This is a genomic window from Roseivivax lentus (assembly GCF_900156805.1).
GTDB lineage: Bacteria > Pseudomonadota > Alphaproteobacteria > Rhodobacterales > Rhodobacteraceae > Roseivivax > Roseivivax lentus.
Genome location: NZ_FTOQ01000004.1, coordinates 189,075 through 209,100 on the forward strand (window position 1 = coordinate 189,075; position 20,026 = coordinate 209,100).

The following is a 20,026-nucleotide window of genomic DNA, read 5'->3' on the forward strand; positions in this document are numbered from 1 at the left end:
CCTCATGCGTGCGGACGGGACCGGTGCGCGATGTCACACGGCAAGAACAGGCGGCAAAGCCGGATCGAGCAGCAGCGAGCCTTGGGGTCCTTCGGGACCCCTTTTTCGTCGCCCCTCACTCCAGCGACGCGCGGCCCCAATCCTCGGACTGCATCTCGCGCAGACGGCTGGCGGTGCGTTCGAATTCGAACGCGCCCGGCCCTTCCACATAGAGATATTCCGGCGAGGCCGCCGCCGAGATGACAAGCTTCGTCTTCGCCTCGTACAGCGCGTCGATCAGCGTCACGAAGCGCTTGGCCTCGTTGAAGTTCGACCGCCCGAGCTGCGGCACGTTCTCGAGGATCAGCACCCGCACCGTCTCGGCGAGCTTGAGGTAATCCGCGGGGCCCAACGCCTTGCCGCACAGGTCGAAGAAGCGCGCCCGCGCCACCCCGTTCGAAAAGTGCGGCAGGTGCAGTTCGCGCCCCTGCACATGCAGGACCAGCTCTTCCTCGGTGCCGCCCGACAGCCGCTGCCAGAGCGCATCGAGCGCCGCGCGGGCCTCGGCATCGTTGGGCGTGAAAAAGGTGTCTGCGCCCTGCATCCGGTCCTGCCGGTAGTCGCGATGCGCGACCAGTTCGTGCACGACCATCCGCTCCTTCAGAAGCGCGATGAAGGGCAGGAAGAGGTTGCGGTTCAGCCCGTCCTTGTAAAGGTCGTCCGGCACCCGGTTCGAGGTCGTGACGACCACGCAGCCCGCCGCGAACAGCTTCTCGAAGAGGCGCCCGACGATCATCGCATCGGCGATATCGGTGATCTGCATCTCGTCGAAGGCGAAGACCTTCACGCTGTCCGAAACGGCCTTGGCCACCGGCGCGATCGGGTCCTCGCGGCCGGCCTTGCGCTCGGCATGAACGCCCGCCTGCACCTCCTGCATGAAGGCATGGAAATGCACGCGGCGCGCGGGCACCTCCAGGCTTTCGACGAACAGGTCCATAAGCATCGACTTGCCTCGCCCGACCCCGCCCCAGAGATAAAGTCCCTTGGGCGGCGGTGGCGGCTTGCGAAAGAGGCCCTTCTTCGGCGGATCGTTCACCGCCTCGGCGATGCGCGCGAATTCCGGCAGGACCTCGCGTTGCGCGGCATCCTCGTGCAGCACGCCCTCGGCCAGACGCGCCTCGTAAAGCGCGGTCAGGCGGTCAGACATTCGGTTCGCCCTGCAGACCCAGAAGCTTGCGGAAGCCGGTCCAGTAGCCCGGCAGCTGCGGCGGCCCGTCGAGCCCGTCCAGCGCCGCCTCGGCCCATTGCGGCATGTGGCTCTGCGCGAAATCGCGGCCCCAGTCGAGATAGCTGTCGGCGTATTCCGGACGCAGGCGGCAGGCCGATCCGACCAGCCCCACAAGCGTCTCGGGCGGCGAATACCATTCGTCCTGGATGCCGGTCACGCGGGTCTGCATCAGCGGGCCGATCAGGCGCATCAGCCGCTTTTCGGAGAACTGCAGCAGAAGCTTGCCCATCTCGTCGCGGGTGTAGTGGATGAGCGGCGGGAAGGTGTCGAAGAAGACCGCCTTGCCGTCGCGAATCGCGAAATTGCGGATCGAGGGATGGAAGCCGACCCGGGCCTCGACCTCTTCCGCCGCGATCCAGAACCGCGCGATGACCTCGCCCGCCGCCTGCATCATCGCGAGGGTCTGCTCGCGGCTGTCCTCGAGCATGCGCGGGCGCATCAGGCTGTCGAGCGGCAGCGCCTCCTGCACGATGACCGGGGTTTTCGTTCCGGTCCCGTCGATATCGACGAGGTGGAAGGCGGTCTCGGGCAGGGTCACGCCGCATTCGGTCAGCACCCGCACGTAATCGTCATGCGCCGTCGCGAGACGGGTCAGCTGCGCCTCGGTGGCCGCGCCGCGATAGACCTTGATGACCCGGTCCGAAAAGGGGCCCGCGGGCGGCTGGAACGGCGCGCAGAAATAGCCCAGTTTCGAGATGGCGCGGCCGCGCGTGGCGGTGTCGGCGCGGATCAGCTCGGCCAGAGCGGCAAGATCGGTCATGGTCACTCCGAAGGCAACGGTGAGGAAGGGTCCGGTCGGGGACCGGCCCGCCCCGTTTAGCCCTTTGCCAGCCGCTGCGCCACCTCGGCGGCAAGCGCATCGACCTCGGCGCGCGCGGGCGTCTTGCGCCCCTCGGCGCCCGAAAGGCCCCGGCCCAGCGCCTCGGCATAGATCGTGCGGTTGGCAAGCTCCGCCTCGGCCATCGACGCATCGAGGCGTGCGGCGGCCTCCGCCACCTCTCCGGCCAGGCGGGTGCGGGCGCGGGTCCGGTTCATCACCACGAGCGCCTCCTTGTCCTCCCGCCGCGCCAGGTCGAGCACGCCTTCGGTGGCCCAGAGGTCCACATGGCTCATGGCGACGGGCACGAGAACGAGGTCGGCCACCCGCAGCGCCGGGCGCAGATCGCTGTCGGCCTTGGGCGGGGTGTCGATGATGACGATGTCGCAGGCGCCCGCGAGCTTGCGCGTCTCGTAGGTGATGCCCCAGGCGGACGAGGTCGCGAAATCGAGCCCGACGGTGGCATCGGGATATTCCTCGACGCGGGTCATGAACCAGCGTCCGAGGCTGCCCTGCGGATCGGTGTCCACAAGGGCCACGGACTTGCCCTGGCGCAGGAAACCGACGGCGAGGTTGGCCGTCAGGGTCGTCTTGCCAGAACCGCCCTTCTGCTGGGCCACGGTAATGATCGAACCGGTCATGCGAATCGTCCCCCCAGACGAGAATTTGACCCATTCTGCACCTGCAGCATGGGATTGCCACCGCTCCCGCCATCACGCGGTGTCAATCGTGCTTAACGCACCATTAACCCTCCCGCGCCGATGCTGCCGGGATGACACGCGCAGCCCGCCCGCTTCCTTCGGCTTTCCTCGCCATACTCGGCTGCCTTGCGGGGCTCTGGCCCAATCCTGCCGAGGCCGGGGCCTGGCCGCGCGAGGTGGGAACGGGCTTTGCCTCGACCGTCAGCTACCTGACCTGGCCGCAGTCGCTTGGCTATACGGGCGCACGGATGGCGGAAAACCGCTACGACACGCTCTATCTCGAATACGGGCTGACGCCCCGCTGGACGATTGGCCTCGACCTCGGGCACTCGGTCTCCGGTGCGGAAAAGCTGATCGTCTTCGCCCGCCGCCCCATCGTGCGCCCCGAGGCCCGGCTGCAGATCGCCGTCGAAGGGGGCGCCGGTCAGATCGATGGCGATACGGTGCTCCGCCCGGGCCTGAGCCTCGGCTACGGATGGAATGGCGGCTGGCTGAATGGCGATCTTCTGGCCGAACATCAGGGCGATCGCGGCGCGACGGACGTGAAGCTCGACCTGACCTATGGGCGTGCGCTGGGACGGCGCAAACTGATGCTGCAGATCCAGGCCGGGCAGAAGGATGGCGACGATCCGTTCGTCAGGCTCGCCCCTTCGGTCGTGATGCCCGTCTGGCGGGACGTGTCGCTGGAACTCGGTGTGACCTACGGTCTGGAGGGGGACGACAGCATGGGTCTGAAACTCGGCATCTGGACCGAGTTCTGACCGCGGCATACCTTGCGGGCATGACAGACACGCCCATCGACCCGATCCGCCCCACCGATGACGCCGCGCGCCAGCTGGCGCGGGAGCTGATCGCCGGGGCCCGCTTCGGCGCGCTTGGCACGATCGAGCCCGAAACCGGCGCGCCGATGGTCACCCGGGTGGGTATTGCCCCCGGCACGGACGGGACGCCGCTGAGCCTCGTGTCGGACCTGTCGACCCACAGCCAGGCGCTGCGCGAAAACCCCGCCTGTTCGCTTCTGCTGGGAGAGCCGGGGCCCAGGGGCGATCCGCTGACCCATCCCCGCCTGACCCTGCAGGCGGAGGCGCGCTTTGTCCGCCACGGCGCGCCGGAGCATCCCGACCTCGCCGCCACGTTCCTGAAAGCCTATCCCAAGGCGCAGCTCTATATCGGCTTTGCGGATTTCTCGATCCTGCGGTTTCGCATCAGCGCCGCCTATCTCAATGGCGGGTTCGGCAAGGCGTATCGGCTCACGCCCGAAGACCTGAGGCCCTGACGCGAAAAGGCCGCCCGGCAACGCGGGCGGCCTTCGAAAGCCATGCGAAGACGCGCGATCAATCCATCCGGATCGTCACATTCGCATCGCCCAGAACCGGCCTGCCGTAGATCAGATGCACGCGGTTGTTCTGCCCGCCCTCGCGGACCGAGCAATAGGGCATGATCCATTCGCTGACATTGGCGGAGTTGCGAAGCCGCGACATGTGGCTGACCGCGTCGACCTCCTGCGCCCAGCCATCGAAGGGCAGCTCGTTGTTGGTCTCCACCACCCAAGTGTCGGAATGGGTGTTCTGGTCATGGCGCACGACCAGCGGATTGCGGGTCGCCTTCTCCACGTTGGCAAACGTGTTGTTGGAAAAGGTGACGCGCTTCATGCTGCCGAACTCGAGATTGGCGAAGGACGTATCCACCCGCTCCACCCGGTCGATCTTGCCCGACGAGGCGCGGAACGTATTGCCTGAGACGTTGAAACCATTGAGGAAATGCCCCGTCCCGTAGGGCTTCACCACGATGTAGGAAAAGGTCGTGGCGACGTTCGAGCACAGGAACACGTTGTCGGTGATCGACAGGCCCGCGAAGCCGAACCCGCCGGTGAAATCGGGCTCGGGCTCGCGTTCGTTGGTCCATTCGACGAAGCAATTGTCGATGTAGTTGTTCGACACCTGCGTGTTGCAGGCCCGAAGCGCCAGAACGATGCCGGCGCTGCGGATGCCATTCGTCGCGGTGTCGCCCTGGAAGAAGTGGTTGCCGGTGATCAGGTTCTGCGCGCCCGAGGCCACGAGGAAATGCCGGAACTGCGAGGCCCGGCAATCGCGCACCTTCACGTCGTTGGCGTTGACATTGATGGCGACCGACCGGCGGTTCTGCGTCAGCATTCCGCCTTCATGGCTGATGAACTGGCAATGCTCGATCAGCATGCCCTGACAGCCTTCGCCGGGCGAGGTGATGCCGCGGAATTTCGGGCGGTTGAACACGCATTCCCGGACCACCATGACGGTGCCCTCGGGCGCCAGAAGGATGCCGTTCGCCTCGATCGCGCATTGAAACTCGATATCCTCGATCTGGAAGACATCGAGCCGGTCGAAGCCCGAGAAATCGAGCATGTATTTGTAGCGCGTGAAGGTGTAATTCTGCGTGCCCGTCGCGTCCGACAGCGGCTGCGACAGGGTCAGATCACCCGCCCCCACATTGACAGACCGGACGTAGATCTCGCGCCCGACGCCCGCGCCCTCCACGAGGCTGCCGACCTGGATATTGGCGATGTTGGTCACATTCGTCAGGCGGAACTGGTTCGAGGGCGAATAGCTGGCCTGGCTGGTGACCACCTCCTCGGCCCAGTCGCCCGCTTCGGTGGCCTGCAACTGGCCGTTCCGCAGCACCCGCCGCTGCGCATAGGTCGTCCGGTTCGCCACGGCGGCCTGCACATCGAGCGGGCCCGACAGCGTCACGCGCCGCCCGCCCATGTCGAGGCTCTCGTGGTCGGCGTCGTTCATCAGCGATTGCAGCGCCTTCTTCAGCGCGACCTCCTCGTCGCCGAAAGCGTCGATATAGGAGGGCAGGCTGAAATTCTTGGTCAGCGACAGGCGGCGGCTGGTGGGCATGGAGACGGTGCCCTCGAAGATCACTTCGGAGTTGATCGTCACGTCCTGGCCCAGGAAATAGCTGCCCTGGCTGACGAAGAGCGTGCGCCCGTTCGTGACCTGGTCGGCCGCCTCGAAGGCTGCGCTGTCATCGGTCACACCGTCGCCCCGCGCGCCGTAATCGCGCACGTCCACATAGCCCAGCATCTCGCGCAGGAAGACCGAGGTCACATCCTCGATCACGAAGTCGTCGACCCGCAGCAGGCCGCCCGACGCGCCGGTGAAGTCGATGCCGAAATGCCCGTAGGTCGGCTGCCGCCCCCAGACCAGATCGACGCCGCCGCGATTGCCCGAGCCGATGATCGCGGAGACCTCGACGACCTGGCCATAGGTCGGGATCGCCACCGCATCGCCCGAAAGCGGAATGCCCGTGACCGCATTGCCGCTGGCATTGCCCGCCCAGGCCGCCACGCGCACCGACGGCAGCGATCCCGAGACGCATTTCACCCGCGCCGTCACGCGCAGGTAGCAGCCGGGTTCGATCGGGACCTCGCCCATATAGCGGATGCGCTGGGTGGCGTCGGTTTTCAACAGCTCGAGGCAGCCGCCGAAATCCTGATCCGCCGCGACGAAAGAGGCGGTGGGCGTGCTCGCATAAGTGTCCGAGCCCGGCCGGCCATCGCCGCTCGACCAGACGTTCAGCCCCTCCGAGAAGGGGGTCGGCATCAGCACCACACCGTCCGTTATCGCCTTGTTCATCGCTGTCCCTTTCCGTGCGCGCAGGCTGCATCACGCCGCCCGCATATTCGCGATCAGGGATAGGGACCGGGGGCCTAACGCCGCCTGACCGGGCCGCGCGTTGCATGGCAGGACGGCGTGACAGCGGCGGGGCCGGGGATGTCTCGAGCATCCCGGCATGTGGGGCAACCTGCACGCGATGCCGCCACCCGCTTTCGCAGGCGCGCCAGTGCGCCGCCAAACGCCGGAGAAGGCACGCGAAGGGTCAGGTTCGCTCGGTCAAACCGACCCCGACAACACGCCCTGCCTCACGCCGCAAAGGCATCCGCCCGCAGGACCTGCACGCCATCGATGCGCCAGCCGTTCTCGGTCTCGATCATCTTGTAATCGAGCACATGCACGCGCCCGCCCGCATCGGTCACCACGACCTTCTGGTACAGCGCGCCGTTCTCCTGCCGCAGATCGCCGAAACTCACGTCCGCAGGCGTCCAAACCATCGGATAGCCCTGTTCGACCATGGCGCCGAAATTCTGCGCGTTGCGGAACAGGCCCTTGATCATCGGGCTGGCGTAATCGAAGGCCGCATCGACATCCCGGTCGAGAAACGCCTCCATCTGGCTGGAAATGGTGGCCTCGATGCCCGGAACCGGCGCGACCACGTCCTGTGCATGGACAGGCAGCGACCACAAAAGCAGGGCGAATGCGGCAAACAGGCGTTTCATGGCGGAACCTCCTCGTGACGATGGCAAGGAAGGTAGGGCGTCCACCTTCCATGCCAAAATCACGGGGCCGTGGGGCGATGAGTTTCACCGCGTCCCGCGAATTGCCCGCTCAGCCCAGTTCGCCGCGCAGCCCGCGTTCGATCAGCGTGACGGTTTCCGACACGCCGTAAAGCGCGATGAAGCCGCCGAACCGGGGGCCCTGGCTCGCGCCCAGAAGCACCTCGTAAAGCGCCTTGAACCAATCGCGCAGCGGATCGAAGCCGTGCTCCTTGCCCACCGCGAAGACGAGGCTTTGCAGCGTCTCGTCGTCGTTGGGTCCCTCATGGGCCTGCAGCCGTGCGGCAAGATCCCGCAGCGCGGCCTCTTCCTTTTCGTCCGGTGCGCGGAAGACCTTCGTGGGCTTCACGAAATCCTCGTAGTAGCGGATCGCGAAACCCGCCGCCTGATCGAGGTCGGGATTATGCTCGGGCGAGGCATCGGGGGCGTAGCGCATGATGAAGCCCCACAGCGTCTCCTTGTCCTCGGCGCCGGAGACGGACACGAGGTTCAGCAGCATCGAGAACGGCACCACCATGGTCGATTTGGGCACGTCCCCGCCATGGATGTGCCAGACCGGGTTCGCCGCCTGCCCCTTGGCGTCCTGGCCCGGATAGGCGCGCAGCTGCTGGTGATATTCGTCCACTGCCTTCGGGATCACGTCCCAGCTCAGCCGCTTCGCGGTCTTGGGCTTGAGGAACATGTAATAGGACAGGCTCTCGGTCGAGGCGTAGGTCAGCCATTCGTCGATCGACAGCCCGTTGCCCTTCGACTTCGAGATCTTCTCGCCGCCCGCATCGAGGAACAGCTCGTAGGTGAAATGCTCGGGCTTCTTGCCGCCGAGGATCTCGCAGATCCGGTCGTAGATCGGCGTGTTGGTGGAATGGTCCTTGCCATACATCTCGAAATCGACGCCGAGGGCCGCCCAGCGCGCGCCGAAATCGGGCTTCCACTGGAATTTCACGCGACCGCCGGTGACCGGCAGCGTCCATTCGCGGCCCTCTTCGTCGTCGAAGGTGATTTCGCCCTTCGCGGCATCCACATGCTTCATCGGCACGTAGAGGACGCGGCCCGTCTCGGGATGCATGGGCAGGAAGATCGAATAGGTTTGCTGGCGCTCCTCGCGCAGGCTCTTCAGCATCACCGCCATGATGTCGTCGTAGCGCTCGCAGGCGCGCAGCAGCACCTCGTCGAAAGCGCCGGAGCGGTAATATTCCGTGGCCGAGTAGAACTCGTAGTCGAACCCGAACGTGTCGAGGAACCGCCGCAGCATGGCGTTGTTGTGATGGCCGAAGCTTTCATGCGTGCCGAACGGGTCCGGAACCGAGGTCAGCGGCTTCTGCAGGTGCTCCTTCAGCGCCTCGGGATCGGGCACGTTGTCGGGCACCTTCCGCATACCGTCGAGATCGTCCGAGAAGCAGATCAGCCGCGTCGGGATATCCGAGATCGCCTCGAAGGCGCGACGGATCATCGTCGTGCGCGCAACCTCGCCGAAAGTACCGATATGCGGCAGGCCGGAGGGGCCGTAGCCAGTCTCGAACAGGACGTGATCCTTGGCGCCCCCGGCGCTTTCGACGCGTTTGAGCAGACGGCGCGCCTCTTCGAACGGCCAGGCCTTCGAATTCATCGCGGCTTCGCGAAAATCGGACATGCGTCTCTTGCTCCTGTATGCTCGGACCGGAAGGACCCCGGCCGCGTCAAGCGCCGCTTCCTATTGCGGGGGCCGGGAGGCGTCAATATTTACCGGGGCATACGCCCAACGGATCGAGGTTGAAATGGCCGATACTATCGCACACCCCATGTCCCCGCAGGACGCGCTGGTCGCGCTGATGGTGGCCGTGTCCGCCTCGGACGAGGACATCCGCACGGCGGAGCTCATCAAGATTCAGTCCATCGTCAGCACGCTGCCGGTTTTCCTGAACTATGACGCGGACCGAATCAAAACCGTCAGCCAGACGGTGTTCGATCTCTTCGATCAGGAAGACGGGCTCGATGCCCTTTTCGGTCTCATGCGCGATGCCCTGCCCGAGCGGCTGCACGAAACCGCCTATGCGCTGTCCTGCGACGTCGCCGCCGCCGATGGCACGCTCGCCGATACCGAGCTGCGCCTGCTCGAAGAGATTCGATACGAGCTCAATATCGACCGGCTGCATGCGGCCGCGATCGAGCGCGGCGCGAGGGCACGCCACCTGCGCGCCTGACCGCCGCCTGCCCCGCGCCGTATCGGTACAATCCCGATCTTGCGATGGATGCGGAGCCGCGTCACTCCTGCGTCATGGAACGCACCGCCCCCATGATGAGCCCGGTTCTGATCGCGGGCTGCCTGATCCTGCTCGTGTCCTTCGCGATCCGCGCGAGCTTCGGCGTATTCCAGATCCCCATCGCGGAGGAATTCGGCTGGCTGCGCAGCGAGTTTTCCCTCGCCATCGCCATCCAGAACCTGGCCTGGGGCATCGGTCAGCCGCTTTTCGGCGCCGCCGCGGAAAAGCTCGGCGACCGCTTCGCCATCGTTCTCGGCGCGCTGCTTTATGCGATCGGGCTGGTGCTGTCGTCCTTCGCGGTGACACCCGAGGCGCATCAACTCCTTGAAATCCTCGTGGGTTTCGGCATCGCGGGCACCGGCTTCGGGGTGATCCTCGCAGTGGTGGGACGCGCTGCGTCGGACGCAAATCGGTCCATGTCGCTGGCCATCGCCACCGCCGCCGGCTCCGCGGCGCAGGTCTTCGGCGCACCGGTCGCGGAATGGCTTCTGGGCTTCATGAGCTGGCAATCGGTCTTTTTGATCTTCGCCGCCGCGATCCTCGCCGTGCTTGCGGTCCTGCCCATGATGCGCGCGCCGCAGGCATCCCGCGCGCAAATAGAGGAAAGCCTCGGCCAGATCCTGAACCGCGCCTTCCGCGATCCCTCCTTCTCGCTGATCTTCATCGGCTTTTTCTCCTGCGGCTATCAGCTGGGCTTCATCACGGCGCATTTCCCCGCGCTGGTGACCGAGATGTGCGGCCCGATCCTGCAAGGCGGTCTGCTCGATAAGCTTGGGATCGGCACCACCTCGGCGTTGGGGGCCATCGCCATTTCGGTGATCGGGCTGACCAATATCGCGGGCACCCTGACGGCGGGCTATCTCGGCAATCGTTTTCCGAAGAAATACCTGCTCGCGGGCATCTATGTGGGCCGCACGATCGCCGCGACGGTCTTCATCATGCTGCCGATCACCCCGGGATCGGTGCTGGTCTTTTCGGCGGTGATGGGCTCGCTGTGGCTCGCCACCGTGCCGCTGACCTCGGGCCTGATCGCGCATATCTACGGGCTGCGCTACATGGGCACGCTTTACGGCATCATCTTCTTCAGCCACCAGCTCGGCAGTTTCATCGGCGTCTGGCTCGGGGGACGGATGTACGACCTGACCGGGGATTACACGATGGTCTGGTGGGTCGGGGTGGGCGTCGGCGCGCTGTCGGCCATCGTCCACCTGCCAGTGCGCGAGGCGCCGGGCCGGCCGGTCAGTCGCGCGGCGTAGACAGGCGCGGGCGCGCGGCCTCGAAGAGGCGCGCCAGCGCCTGGGCCAGATCGTCCGCATGGGTGAAGGGCAGGCCGTGATCCGCCCCTTCGATGACCTCTTGCCGCGCGTTGCGGTTCCATTGCGCCAGCTGACCCAGCCCCGAGATCGGGATGACCCGGTCCGCATCGCCCCAGACCGCCAGCACCGGCACCGCTTCGCGGGCCAGCGCCTTGTGCAGGCGCGGAGCGGGCTTGCGCAGGGAATAGCGCAGGCTCGACAACACCGCGGGAACGAAACCGCTGCGCGTCAGTTCGGCCCGCTGGACTGCGCGGACCTCCTCGGGCGCGTCGCTTTGCGCAATCGCGCGCGCATGGTGGGCGGGATAGAGCATGTGGAACAGCCAGTCTCCGATCCAGGGCCATTCCACGCAGAACCGCTGCACCCGGCTCATCGGCATGCCCATCCCCGCGGGGGCCACCAGCACGAGCTGGCGCAGCCGCGCCGGTTCCTCCACCGCGAAGGCCGCCGCGATCACCGCGCCCATCGAATAGCCGATCAGCGTGACATCCTCGTCGAGGCCGTAATGATCGAGCACATCGCGCAATTGCCGGGCGAAGAAGCGCGGTGTCTGCTGGCCGCGCGGCGCGTCGGAATAGCCGCGCCCGTAAAGGTCGTAGAGGAGGACCCGAAACCCGGCCCTGTCGAGATGCGCGGCCAGCGCGTTCCAGGCGGGCGACGGGGTCGTCAGCCCGTGCACGCAGACCACGACCGGCCCGCGCGCCCGACCGATCCAGCGGCAATGGGTCCGCCCCTGGCTGAGCGGAACGATATCGCCCGGCGCTTCCAGCCGGGCCTCGGCATCCATCGGCCGACGCCGCGCTTCGCGAAGCGCGGGCAGGCAGGCCGCCAGCAACGCGAGAAGGGCGAGCCCCCAGTTCATGCCGCCTGCCACGCATCGAGGATGTAGCGCGCGCACATCAGGTCGAGATGCGCGCCGCCACCGTTCTTCAGGATGGTGATGTCGTCCGCCGCGCGGGTGAACAGATCGGGCGTGTAGTAATCCGCCAACACATCCCGCTCCGCAATCGTCCCGGCGGCCAGCGGAATCTTCAGCTCGCCGATATGGCCGAGCGTGGTGTCCATGCTGTCGACGAAAATCCGGGCGCGGCGCAGGGCGCTGTCGTCCACTTCGCGCATGTCGGGCCGGTAGGCCCCGATCAGGTCCAGGTGCTGGCCGGGCCGCAGCCACGCGCCGCGGATCACCGGTTCGGTCGCCATGGTGGCGGTGGCGATGATGTCCGCGCGACCCACCGCCGCCTCGAGGTCGGTCGCCACGTGCAGGCCGGGGATGTCCGCCGCCATCTCCTCGGCCCGCGCGGCAGAACGGTTCCAGAGCGTGAAGCGGGCCTCGGGAAAGCCCGCGCCATAGGCCTCGATCAGCGACCGCGCCACGGTGCCCGCGCCCACGATCAGGATCTCCCGGCTGTCCGGGCGGGCGAGCTTCAGCGCGCCGTAAAGGCTGTCGCCCGCGGTCTTCCACTTCGTCACGAGGTGGAAATCAATGAGCGCCTCCAGCGTGCCGTCACTGTCCGACATCAGGTTGACCGCCCCGTTGACCGCCGGCTTGCCCATGGCCGCATTGCCCGGAAAGATCGTCGCCGCCTTCACCGCCACGCCCAGCCCGTCGATCCAGGCCGCCCGGTTCAAAAGCGTATCGCCACCGCGATAGAGAAACGTATCCGCGATCTCGGCCTTGGGCAGCATGTGCCCGGCCTCGAAGGCGCGCGTCAGACCCAGCCAGTCGAGCCGCGCCTCGCCTGCCTCGAACGGGATCACGAGCGGTTCGGTCATCGGGCCTCCTCCGGCTCCAGAAGCCCCTCGGCCACCAATCGCGCGGCGAAGCCCTCGGGTGTCTCGAAATGATGCGTGCGCCAGCCCCGCGCCTCGGCCGCCGCGATATTCTCGGCCCGGTCATCGGTGAAGAGAAGCCCGTCGGGCCCTTCAGGCACCTCGGCCTCGAGTGCTGCGTAGATCGACGGATCGGGCTTTGCCACGCCCATATGCCCCGAGATGAAGCTGCGGTCGAAATCGCGCAGGAACGGCCATTTCGCGACGCCCACCTCGAAGGTCCCGATGCCGAAATTCGACAGCGCATAGCAGGGCACACCCTTGCCGCGCAGCGCGCGCAGAAGCCGCAGGGAATGCGGGATCTCGGGCCCCGCGATCTCGGCCCAGCAATCGTGCCAGAGCCGGATCTCGTCGCGCCAATCCGCATGCGCCTCGGCGGCGTCATAGATCGTGGCGCGGAAATCATGCCCGCGGTCGATGAGATCGTTGTAATGGTGCAGGTCCACCTCGGCGAAGAGCCGCTCGCGCGCCTGCCGTCCGATCCGCGCATCGAAGAAGCGTTCCGGCTGCCACTCGATCAGCACGTTGCCGATATCGAAGACGACCGCCCGGCTGCTCATGGCGTGCCCTCGCGCAGGGCCGCGCGCACCTCGCGCTCCAGCGCATCGAGAAACCGCGCGCGATCCGCCTTGGAGAACGCCCGCCCGCCGCCCTGCCGGAACGGGTCGGCGGCGCGCAGATCCGCCATCAGGTCGCGCTGCGCCAGACGCGGTCCGATATTGGCCGCGGTGAACGCCTCGCCGTTATGGGACAGGGTCCGCGCGCCCGAGGCCACGGTGCGGGCAGCCAGCGGGATATCCCCGGTGACGACCACGTCGCCACGCCCGGCCCGGTCGGCGATCCACATATCGGCGATGTCCGGCCCGTCGGGCACGATCACCACCTCGACAAGCGGATTGCGCGACAGGCGCAGCCCCCCGTTCGAGACCAGCTTCATCGGCACCTTGTAGCGCGTCGCGACGCGTTCGGCCTCTTCCTTCACCGGGCAGGCATCGGCATCGACATAGAGGATACTCACCGATAGAGCGCCTCTGCGTGGAAGGCGACATGCTCTTCCATGAAGGTCGACATGAAGAAATAACTGTGGTCGTAGCCCTTCTGCATGCGGAAAGCGCCCTCTTGCCGCCGCGCGGTCATCGCCTCGGCCAGCGCTTCGGGCATCAGCAGGTCGAGGAAATTGTCGTCGGTGCCCTGATCGACCAGCACCGGCCCGTCGAAGCCGCGCTCGCGCATCAGAAGCGTCGCGTCATGCGCGGCCCATGCGGTCTCGTCCGCGCCCAGATAGGCAGTGAACTGCTTGCGGCCCCAATCGCTTTGCGTCGGGTGCGCGATCGGCGCGAAGGCCGAGACGGCGCGGAACCGCTCCGGATGGTGCATGGCGATGGTCAGGGCGCCATGCCCGCCCATGGAATGGCCGCAGATCGATTGCCGCTCCATATCGAGGGCGAAGTTGCGCCCCAGAAGCATCGGCAGCTCGGCGGTGATGTAATCCCACATGTTGAAATGCGGGGCCCAGGGCGCCGCGGTCGCGTTCACGTAGAAGCCCGCGCCCTGGCCCAGGTCGAAAGCCTCGTCATCGGCCACGTCATCGCCCCGGGGCGAGGTGTCGGGAAAACAAAGCGCGATGCCCTGCTCCGCCGCCCAGGCCTGCGCGCCCGCCTTGGTCATGGCGTTCTCATGCGTGCAGGTCAGGCCCGAGAGGTACCAGAGCAGCGGAACCGGCGCGTCGGCGGCCTCTTCCGGCAGGAACAGTCCGAAGGTCATGGCGCCGCCGCAGGCCTGGGAAGCGTGGGAATAGACGCCCTGCACCCCGCCATGGCATCGGTTTTCGGATTTGGTTTCCATCGGGCGCTCCTCATGTCGGGTCGGACCAAGGGCTAGCGCGGGGAACGGGCGCGCGGCAAGGCCTATCCGCCGGTCACCCAGGCGATCCAGGCCGAGACGGTCACGATACTGGCCACCGTCGAAATCAGGATAGAGGCCGAGACGCGCTGCGGCGAGGTGCCGTAATGCTGCGCCAGGATGAAGACGTTGCCCGCCACCGGCAGCGCCGCCGCCGAGACGGCGACCCCGGCCGCGAAGGGATCGACCGGGAACAGCAGAAACGTGCCCACGGCCACCAGAAGCGGATGCAGGCCGAGCTTGGCGAAGCTGAGCCAGCCCGCGATGACGAGCCGCTCGGCGGATTTGGACGCGAGCGAGGCCCCGATGGCGAAAAGCGCCCCGGGTGTCGCCGCATTGCCGAGGATGGTGACGAATTCGTTGACCGGCTGCGGCAGACCCATTCCCGAGGCCGCCACCATGAGGCCCAGCGAAATCGACACGATCATCGGGTTCTTCAGGAGACCGATGCCGATGGTGCGCAGCACGCCCGGGCTCATTCGCCCGTCGCGCGAGCCCTCGATCAGGATGACCAGCAGCGAGGAGAAGACGATCATGTCGATCGACAGAATCAGGATGATCGGCGCGACAGCCGCCTCGCCCAGAAGCAGCGCGAGCATCGGCACACCGAGAAAACCGGTGTTGCCGATGGCGGCGCATTGCGCCTCGATGGCCGCGGTTTCCACCTTCACGCGGCGCCAGAAGGCCACCATCAGCGCGATGCCGTAGACGAAGGCCGTCGCCCAGAGATAGGCCGCCGCCAGCCACGGATCGAAGATCTCGCCGATGGACAGGTTCGCCGAGAACCGGAACAGCATCGCCGAGAGGGCGAAGTAGAAGACGAACTTGGTCAGGTAGGCGCTGGCTTCCTCGGTGAAGAATCGCGTCTTTGCCGCGCCGTATCCCAGCCCGATCAGCGCGAAAAAGGGCAGGGTCTTGAGGAAGATCGCCAGCATGCGATCTTTGTGGGCGCTTGCATCGGCAGGGTCAATCGCAAGGGCGGGTTCGCGGAGATCAGCGTGTCTCGAAAACTGTCATGACCGCGGTCAGGGGTTTCTTGCGCTTGGCCGCCTGCGGGACGGTGGCGTCGTCGGACGGGTAGCCCACGGGCAGGATCATAACCGGCTTTTCGCGCTCCGGACGGCCGCACATCTCGTTGAGGAACTTCATCCGGTTGGGCGTGTGTTCGAGGCAGACGAGGCCCGCCTCGTGGATCGCGGTGATCAGCATGCCGGTGGCGATACCCACGCTTTCGGGCACGTAGTAGTTCTTGTAGCGCGCGCCGTCCGCGTCCACGCCCCAGCGTTCGGCGAAGACCACGATCAGCCAAGGCGCCTGCGTCAGGTGCGGCTTGTCCACGCCCGTGCCGATGGGCTCGAGCGCCTGCAGCCAGGCATCCCCCGCGCCGCCACCATAGAACTGACGCTCCTCATCCTCGGCGCCCGCGCGCACCCGCGCCTTCATGTCCGGATCGGAGATCGCCACGAAATGCCAGGGCTGGCGGTTGGCGCCCGAAGGCGCGGTATGGGCCGCGGCGACACAGGCCTCGATCACCGCCCGCGGCACCGGCTGGTCGGAATAGTCGCGGACGGAATGCCGCTTGCGCATGTAATCGCGGAAGGCCTCCGCCGCTTCGATGGCCGCGTCCGGGGTGCGCTGCACCCGGTCGGGCAGCGGCAGCGGCGTGTAGGTCGGGCGGTCATCGTCACGGGGCATGGGCGCACTCCTTTGCCCGGGATTGAGAGCAGCCGGACCCGCCCGCGTCAACCGGAGCCGATGAGCGCCCCCGCCGCGAAAACCAGCGCGCCGCCCAGAACGACCTGGAAGGTCGCGCGCAGGAAGGGCGTGTCCATGAACTTGTTCTGAATCCAGACGATGGCCCAGAGCTCGACGAAGACGACGACGAAGGCGATGATCGTCGCGGTCCAGAAATCCGGGATCAGGTAGGGCAGCGCATGGCCAAGCCCCCCGAGCGTGGTCATCACCCCCGAGGCGAAACCGCGCTTGACCGGCGATCCCCGCCCGGAAAGCTGGCCGTCATCCGACGCCGCCTCAGTAAAGCCCATGGAAATGCCCGCACCGACGCTTGCGGCGAGGCCCACGAGGAAGGTGGTCCAGGTATCCTGCGTCGCGAAGGCGGTGGCGAAGATCGGCGCCAGCGTCGAGACCGAGCCATCCATCAACCCCGCCAGACCCGGCTGGACCCAGGTCAGCAGGAACTGCCGTTTGGCGCCGTCATCCTCGGCGCTGCGGGCGGCGTCGGAAAGATGCTCCTGCTCCAGCGCGTCGGCCTTGTTCTGGTGGCCGGCCTCGGCCGAGGCGAGATCGCCCAGCAGCTTGCGCGTCTCCGCATCCTTGGTCCGGCTGGCCGCGTCGAGATAGAAGCGTTCGGCGTCCCGCTCCATCTGCCGCGCCTCGGAGCGGATGCGCTCGAGGCCCAGATTCTCGACCAGCCAGACCGGGCGGCGCGCATAGAAGCCCGCGACATGTTCGCGCCGGATGAGCGGGATGACTTCACCGAAGCGCTTTCGGTGCAACGCGATCAGCGACGCCCGGTGCCCGTCCTCCTCGGCGGCCATGCCGTCGAACACCTTGGCGGTTCCGGGGAAGTCCTCGCGGAGATTCTCCGCATACATCCGGTAGATGCGGCCGTCATCCTCCTCCGAGGAAATGGCGAGCGCGAGGATTTCCTGCTCGCTCAGATCGGAAAAGCGGCGTCGGCTGGTGATGAAGCGCATGGCGGTCTCCAGTTTAGAAGAATTCTAATCTACGTGCGGAAGCCGGAAGGGCAAGCCCGTGGCGAAAGAAAAAGTGAACCGATCGGTTCAGTTTATTTCTGAAGATACAGACACAGGAGATCATCCACAGGAGATCATCATGCGTCATACGCTCGCCCTGGCAATCGCCCTCGTGCTCGCCGGTCCCGCGACCGCGACCACCTTCACACCGTCCTTCGTGGATTACTGGTTCCCCCAAGCTTCCGGCGAAACCGTGACACGGCCCGCGCCGCCGGCCGAACAGGTCCGCTGAATTCGACACAGGGTTTGTTGAAACTGAACTGAACGGTTTATACTTCTTCCCAGACAGGGGAGACACCATGGACGCGTCAGTCGAAAAGATCCGCAAGGGTCGCAAATACGAACAGGTCATCGACGGCGCGCGCGACGTCTTCCTGCGGGATGGCTTCGACGGCGCCAGCGTGGACGATATCGCCCGCGCCGCCGGTGTCTCGAAGGCGACGCTCTATTCCTACTTCCCGGACAAGCAATTGCTGTTCATGGAGGTCGCGCGCCTGCAATGCCAGGACCAGGCCGACGAGGCCGTGACCCATCTCGACCGCTCGCTCGACAGCGAAACCTTGCTGCGCATGGCGGGAAAGAGCTTTCTCGACATCATCTTTTCGCCCATGGCGATCGAGAATTTCCGCCTGTGCCTCGCCGAGGCGGAACGCTTCCCCGCGCTGGCCGAGGAATTCTGGCGCTGTGGCCCGCTCCGGTTCAAGAACGCGATGCTGGGCCTGTTCGACCTGATCATCGCGCGCGGCGATATTGCCATTCCCGAGGAAGACCGCGAACGCGCCGCCTACCAGTTCGGAGAATTGTGCAAGTCGGGCCTGCACATGCAGCGGCTGTTCAATATCCGCGGGCCGGTCACCGACGCCGAGAAGCTGCGCAATGTCGAGGAAGCGGTGCGCATCTTCATGGCGCGCTACGGCACGTCGGAATAAGCCGCCGGGCGGCCTCCCGCGCCGCCGGCACGCGATTGCCCTCCGGCCCTATCCCCCGCCCAGTTTCGGCGCGGCCTTCTCCAGCACCAGATCGGCATCCGAGAAGCGGAAGGGCGCGCGCACGCCCGGCAACCCCTCGGGCGCGATCTGCATGCCGCGCGCCTGCACCTGCGGGTCCGCCATCACCTCGGCCATGTCGTTGATGGGCCCCGCGGGCACGCCTTGCGCCTCGCAGGCCGCCAGAAGATCGGCCTTGGTGAAGGTGCGTGTCGCGGCGGTCAGCCGGTCCGTCATCTCGGCGCGGTGGGCGATCCGGTCCGCATTAGTCAGGAAATGCGGCGCCTCGGCCATCTCGGGCACGCCCAGAAGCGCGCAGAGCCGCCGGTACTGGCCGTCATTGCCGGTGGCGATGATGATATGGCCATCGGCGACCTCGAACACCTGGTAGGGCGTCAGGTTCGGATGGTAATTGCCCGTCCGGCCCGGCGGCGTGCCGGTGGAGAGGTAATTCAGGGCCTGGTTCGCCGTCGCCGCCACCGCGCAATCGAGCAGCGCCATGTCGATATGCTGGCCGCGCCCGGTCCGGTGCCGCTGCTCCACCGCCGAGAGGATGCCCACGACGGAATAGAGCCCGGTGAACAGGTCGGTGACCGCGACGCCCGCGCGCTGCGGCTGGCCATCGGGATCGCCGGTGATCGACATCAGGCCCGACATGCCTTGGATGATGTAATCGTAGCCCGCCCGATGCGCATAGGGCCCGTCCTGTCCGAAGCCGGTGATCGAGCAATAGATCAGCCGCGGATTGACCGCCGAGAGGCTGTCGTAGTCGGCGCCGTACTTGGCCAGCCCGCCGACCTTGAAGTTTTCGATCAGGATATCGGCATCACGCACCAGATCGCGCAACGCGGCCTGGCCGTCCTCGGTGCGCAGGTCAATCACGACCGAAGTCTTGCCGCGATTGCAGGAATGGAAATAGGCCGCCGAGACATCGCCCTCGCGCTCGATGAAGGGCGGGCCCCATTGGCGGGTGTCGTCGCCCGCCGCGGCCTCGACCTTGATGACCTCGGCGCCGAGATCGGCCAGTGTCTGACCGGCCCAGGGGCCGGCCAGGATGCGCGCAAGCTCGATCACCTTCAGGCCCTCGAGCGGCCCCCGCGGGGCGGAGACACTCATTGATCGGCGAGTTTCGCGTCGAGGATTTCCGCGAAGTCCCCGTAATTCATGTTGGAGTAAAGCTCGCCCTCGATGACGAAGGACGGGGTCGAACGCACCTCGTCCTGTTCTGCATTGGCCTGGTACCATTCCACCAGCGCGCGCAGCTTGTCGCCGTCGGTGAGGCACGCCTCCAGCTCGTCATTGCCGAGCCCCGCGAGGCGGCCGATCTTGCGCAGCCCCTCGGCGATGGCGGCATCCGATCCCGCGCGCGCCCAGTCGGATTGGCTCTGGTAGATCATGTCGGTGATCCCGAAGAAGCGGTCCTGGTTGCCGCCGCAGCGCGCCACCAGCGACGCCCACATACCGTACTTGTCGAAATAGACCTCGCGGTAGACGAAGCGCACCTTGCCGGTGTCGACATAGTTCTTCTTGATCTCGTCGAAGACATTGGCGTGGAAGCTCGCGCAATGCGGGCAGGTATAGGAGGCGTATTCGATCACCTCTACGGGGGCGTCCTCGGCGCCGAGCGCCATCTCCATCACCGCCGGGGCGCTCCCGCCATCCGACGCGGCGGCGCTCTGGGCATTGGCGGCCCCGGGCAGGGTCAGATCCGCCGTCGCGTCCGTGCTGGTCGTCACGCCGTTGTTCTGCAATGCGAACCAGCCGCCGAGGCCCAGAACCGCGGCCAATGCCGTCGCGGAGATCATCCGTTTCATG

The 20,026-nt window shown here is 66.4% G+C and carries 22 protein-coding genes; 6 read left to right on the plus strand and 16 right to left on the minus strand.

The annotated features are described in order from the left end of the window. Window positions 1-115: 115 nt before the first annotated feature. From zapE to parA, 3 genes are read right to left on the minus strand one after another with little or no spacing between them, the layout of a single operon-like run. A complete protein-coding gene (gene zapE, locus BW990_RS09620; protein WP_076447586.1) occupies window positions 116-1,186 on the minus strand; it encodes a cell division protein ZapE in 1,071 nt (356 codons plus the stop codon). Next, a complete protein-coding gene (locus tag BW990_RS09625) occupies window positions 1,179-2,027 on the minus strand; it encodes a DUF6206 family protein (RefSeq protein WP_076447589.1) in 849 nt (282 codons plus the stop codon). Before BW990_RS09625 ends, zapE begins: the two co-directional genes overlap by 8 nt. A 56-nt stretch (window positions 2,028-2,083) precedes the next feature. Continuing rightward, the gene (parA, locus tag BW990_RS09630) at window positions 2,084-2,725 is read right to left on the minus strand and encodes a ParA family partition ATPase (RefSeq protein WP_076447592.1); all 642 of its coding nucleotides are present in this window, start codon (window positions 2,723-2,725) and stop codon (window positions 2,084-2,086) included. Between the two features lie 131 nt (window positions 2,726-2,856). Between parA and BW990_RS09635 the strand changes: the two genes are divergently transcribed. Together BW990_RS09635 and BW990_RS09640 are read left to right on the plus strand one after the other, a co-directional pair. Next, window positions 2,857-3,546: a hypothetical protein gene (locus tag BW990_RS09635; protein WP_076447596.1), complete on the plus strand. Its 690-nt coding sequence runs from the start codon at window positions 2,857-2,859 to the stop codon at window positions 3,544-3,546. Window positions 3,547-3,566: 20 nt separating this feature from the next. After that, window positions 3,567-4,061: a HugZ family pyridoxamine 5'-phosphate oxidase gene (locus BW990_RS09640; RefSeq protein WP_076447599.1), complete on the plus strand. Its 495-nt coding sequence runs from the start codon at window positions 3,567-3,569 to the stop codon at window positions 4,059-4,061. 58 nt (window positions 4,062-4,119) lie between these two features. On the opposite strand, the gene BW990_RS09645 is transcribed toward BW990_RS09640, so the two are convergent. From BW990_RS09645 to BW990_RS09655, 3 genes are all read right to left on the minus strand, one after another. Continuing rightward, window positions 4,120-6,402 (minus strand): glycosyl hydrolase family 28-related protein, encoded by a 2,283-nt coding sequence (locus BW990_RS09645; RefSeq protein WP_076447602.1) that lies wholly within the window; start codon window positions 6,400-6,402, stop codon window positions 4,120-4,122. Between the two features lie 287 nt (window positions 6,403-6,689). Continuing rightward, window positions 6,690-7,103: a DUF4864 domain-containing protein gene (locus BW990_RS09650; protein ID WP_076447604.1), complete on the minus strand. Its 414-nt coding sequence runs from the start codon at window positions 7,101-7,103 to the stop codon at window positions 6,690-6,692. A gap of 109 nt (window positions 7,104-7,212) precedes the next feature. Continuing rightward, the gene (locus tag BW990_RS09655; RefSeq protein WP_076447607.1) at window positions 7,213-8,790 is read right to left on the minus strand and encodes a lysine--tRNA ligase; all 1,578 of its coding nucleotides are present in this window, start codon (window positions 8,788-8,790) and stop codon (window positions 7,213-7,215) included. Window positions 8,791-8,938: 148 nt separating this feature from the next. On the opposite strand from BW990_RS09655, the gene BW990_RS09660 reads away from it, so the two are divergent. Beyond that, window positions 8,939-9,340: a tellurite resistance TerB family protein gene (locus BW990_RS09660; protein WP_407690130.1), complete on the plus strand. Its 402-nt coding sequence runs from the start codon at window positions 8,939-8,941 to the stop codon at window positions 9,338-9,340. 74 nt (window positions 9,341-9,414) lie between these two features. After that, window positions 9,415-10,656: an MFS transporter gene (locus BW990_RS09665; RefSeq protein ID WP_076447613.1), complete on the plus strand. Its 1,242-nt coding sequence runs from the start codon at window positions 9,415-9,417 to the stop codon at window positions 10,654-10,656. Here the strand turns inward: BW990_RS09665 and BW990_RS09670 are convergent. The 8 genes from BW990_RS09670 to mbfA all read right to left on the minus strand — a co-directional run bounded on the left by BW990_RS09670 (window position 10,640) and on the right by mbfA (window position 17,165). Beyond that, window positions 10,640-11,590 carry an alpha/beta fold hydrolase gene (locus BW990_RS09670; RefSeq protein WP_234990206.1) on the minus strand — a complete coding sequence of 317 codons (951 nt, stop codon included), beginning with the start codon at window positions 11,588-11,590 and terminating at the stop codon, window positions 10,640-10,642. The two genes, BW990_RS09665 and BW990_RS09670, sit on opposite strands and share 17 nt — an antisense overlap. Continuing rightward, complete coding sequence (locus BW990_RS09675) at window positions 11,575-12,489, minus strand: ornithine cyclodeaminase family protein (protein WP_076447619.1); 915 nt, start codon at window positions 12,487-12,489, stop codon at window positions 11,575-11,577. The genes BW990_RS09670 and BW990_RS09675 overlap by 16 nt, the downstream gene beginning before the upstream one ends. Further along, on the minus strand, window positions 12,486-13,106 hold the full coding sequence (locus BW990_RS09680) for an HAD family hydrolase (protein WP_076447622.1): 621 nt from the start codon (window positions 13,104-13,106) through the stop codon (window positions 12,486-12,488). Before BW990_RS09680 ends, BW990_RS09675 begins: the two co-directional genes overlap by 4 nt. Next, entirely contained in the window at window positions 13,103-13,564 is a 462-nt protein-coding gene (locus BW990_RS09685; RefSeq protein ID WP_076447624.1) for a YaiI/YqxD family protein, read from the minus strand. The genes BW990_RS09680 and BW990_RS09685 overlap by 4 nt, the downstream gene beginning before the upstream one ends. After that, complete coding sequence (fghA, locus tag BW990_RS09690; protein WP_076447627.1) at window positions 13,561-14,391, minus strand: S-formylglutathione hydrolase; 831 nt, start codon at window positions 14,389-14,391, stop codon at window positions 13,561-13,563. Before fghA ends, BW990_RS09685 begins: the two co-directional genes overlap by 4 nt. A 62-nt stretch (window positions 14,392-14,453) precedes the next feature. After that, window positions 14,454-15,383: an AEC family transporter gene (locus BW990_RS09695; protein ID WP_076447629.1), complete on the minus strand. Its 930-nt coding sequence runs from the start codon at window positions 15,381-15,383 to the stop codon at window positions 14,454-14,456. A gap of 58 nt (window positions 15,384-15,441) precedes the next feature. Further along, the gene (locus BW990_RS09700; protein ID WP_076447632.1) at window positions 15,442-16,143 is read right to left on the minus strand and encodes a nitroreductase family protein; all 702 of its coding nucleotides are present in this window, start codon (window positions 16,141-16,143) and stop codon (window positions 15,442-15,444) included. Between the two features lie 47 nt (window positions 16,144-16,190). Further along, entirely contained in the window at window positions 16,191-17,165 is a 975-nt protein-coding gene (mbfA, locus tag BW990_RS09705; RefSeq protein ID WP_076447635.1) for an iron exporter MbfA, read from the minus strand. Between the two features lie 139 nt (window positions 17,166-17,304). On the opposite strand from mbfA, the gene BW990_RS21800 reads away from it, so the two are divergent. Both BW990_RS21800 and BW990_RS09710 read left to right on the plus strand, forming a co-directional pair. Next, a complete protein-coding gene (locus BW990_RS21800) occupies window positions 17,305-17,457 on the plus strand; it encodes a hypothetical protein (protein WP_159441622.1) in 153 nt (50 codons plus the stop codon). Between the two features lie 67 nt (window positions 17,458-17,524). Beyond that, window positions 17,525-18,154, plus strand: a complete 630-nt coding sequence (locus BW990_RS09710; protein ID WP_076447637.1) for a TetR/AcrR family transcriptional regulator — start codon at window positions 17,525-17,527, stop codon at window positions 18,152-18,154. Between the two features lie 48 nt (window positions 18,155-18,202). On the opposite strand, the gene BW990_RS09715 is transcribed toward BW990_RS09710, so the two are convergent. Further along, window positions 18,203-19,327, minus strand: a complete 1,125-nt coding sequence (locus BW990_RS09715; protein ID WP_076447639.1) for a CaiB/BaiF CoA transferase family protein — start codon at window positions 19,325-19,327, stop codon at window positions 18,203-18,205. Then, the gene (locus BW990_RS09720; protein WP_076447641.1) at window positions 19,324-20,025 is read right to left on the minus strand and encodes a DsbA family protein; all 702 of its coding nucleotides are present in this window, start codon (window positions 20,023-20,025) and stop codon (window positions 19,324-19,326) included. The genes BW990_RS09715 and BW990_RS09720 overlap by 4 nt, the downstream gene beginning before the upstream one ends. Between the last annotated feature and the right edge of the window lies 1 nt (window position 20,026).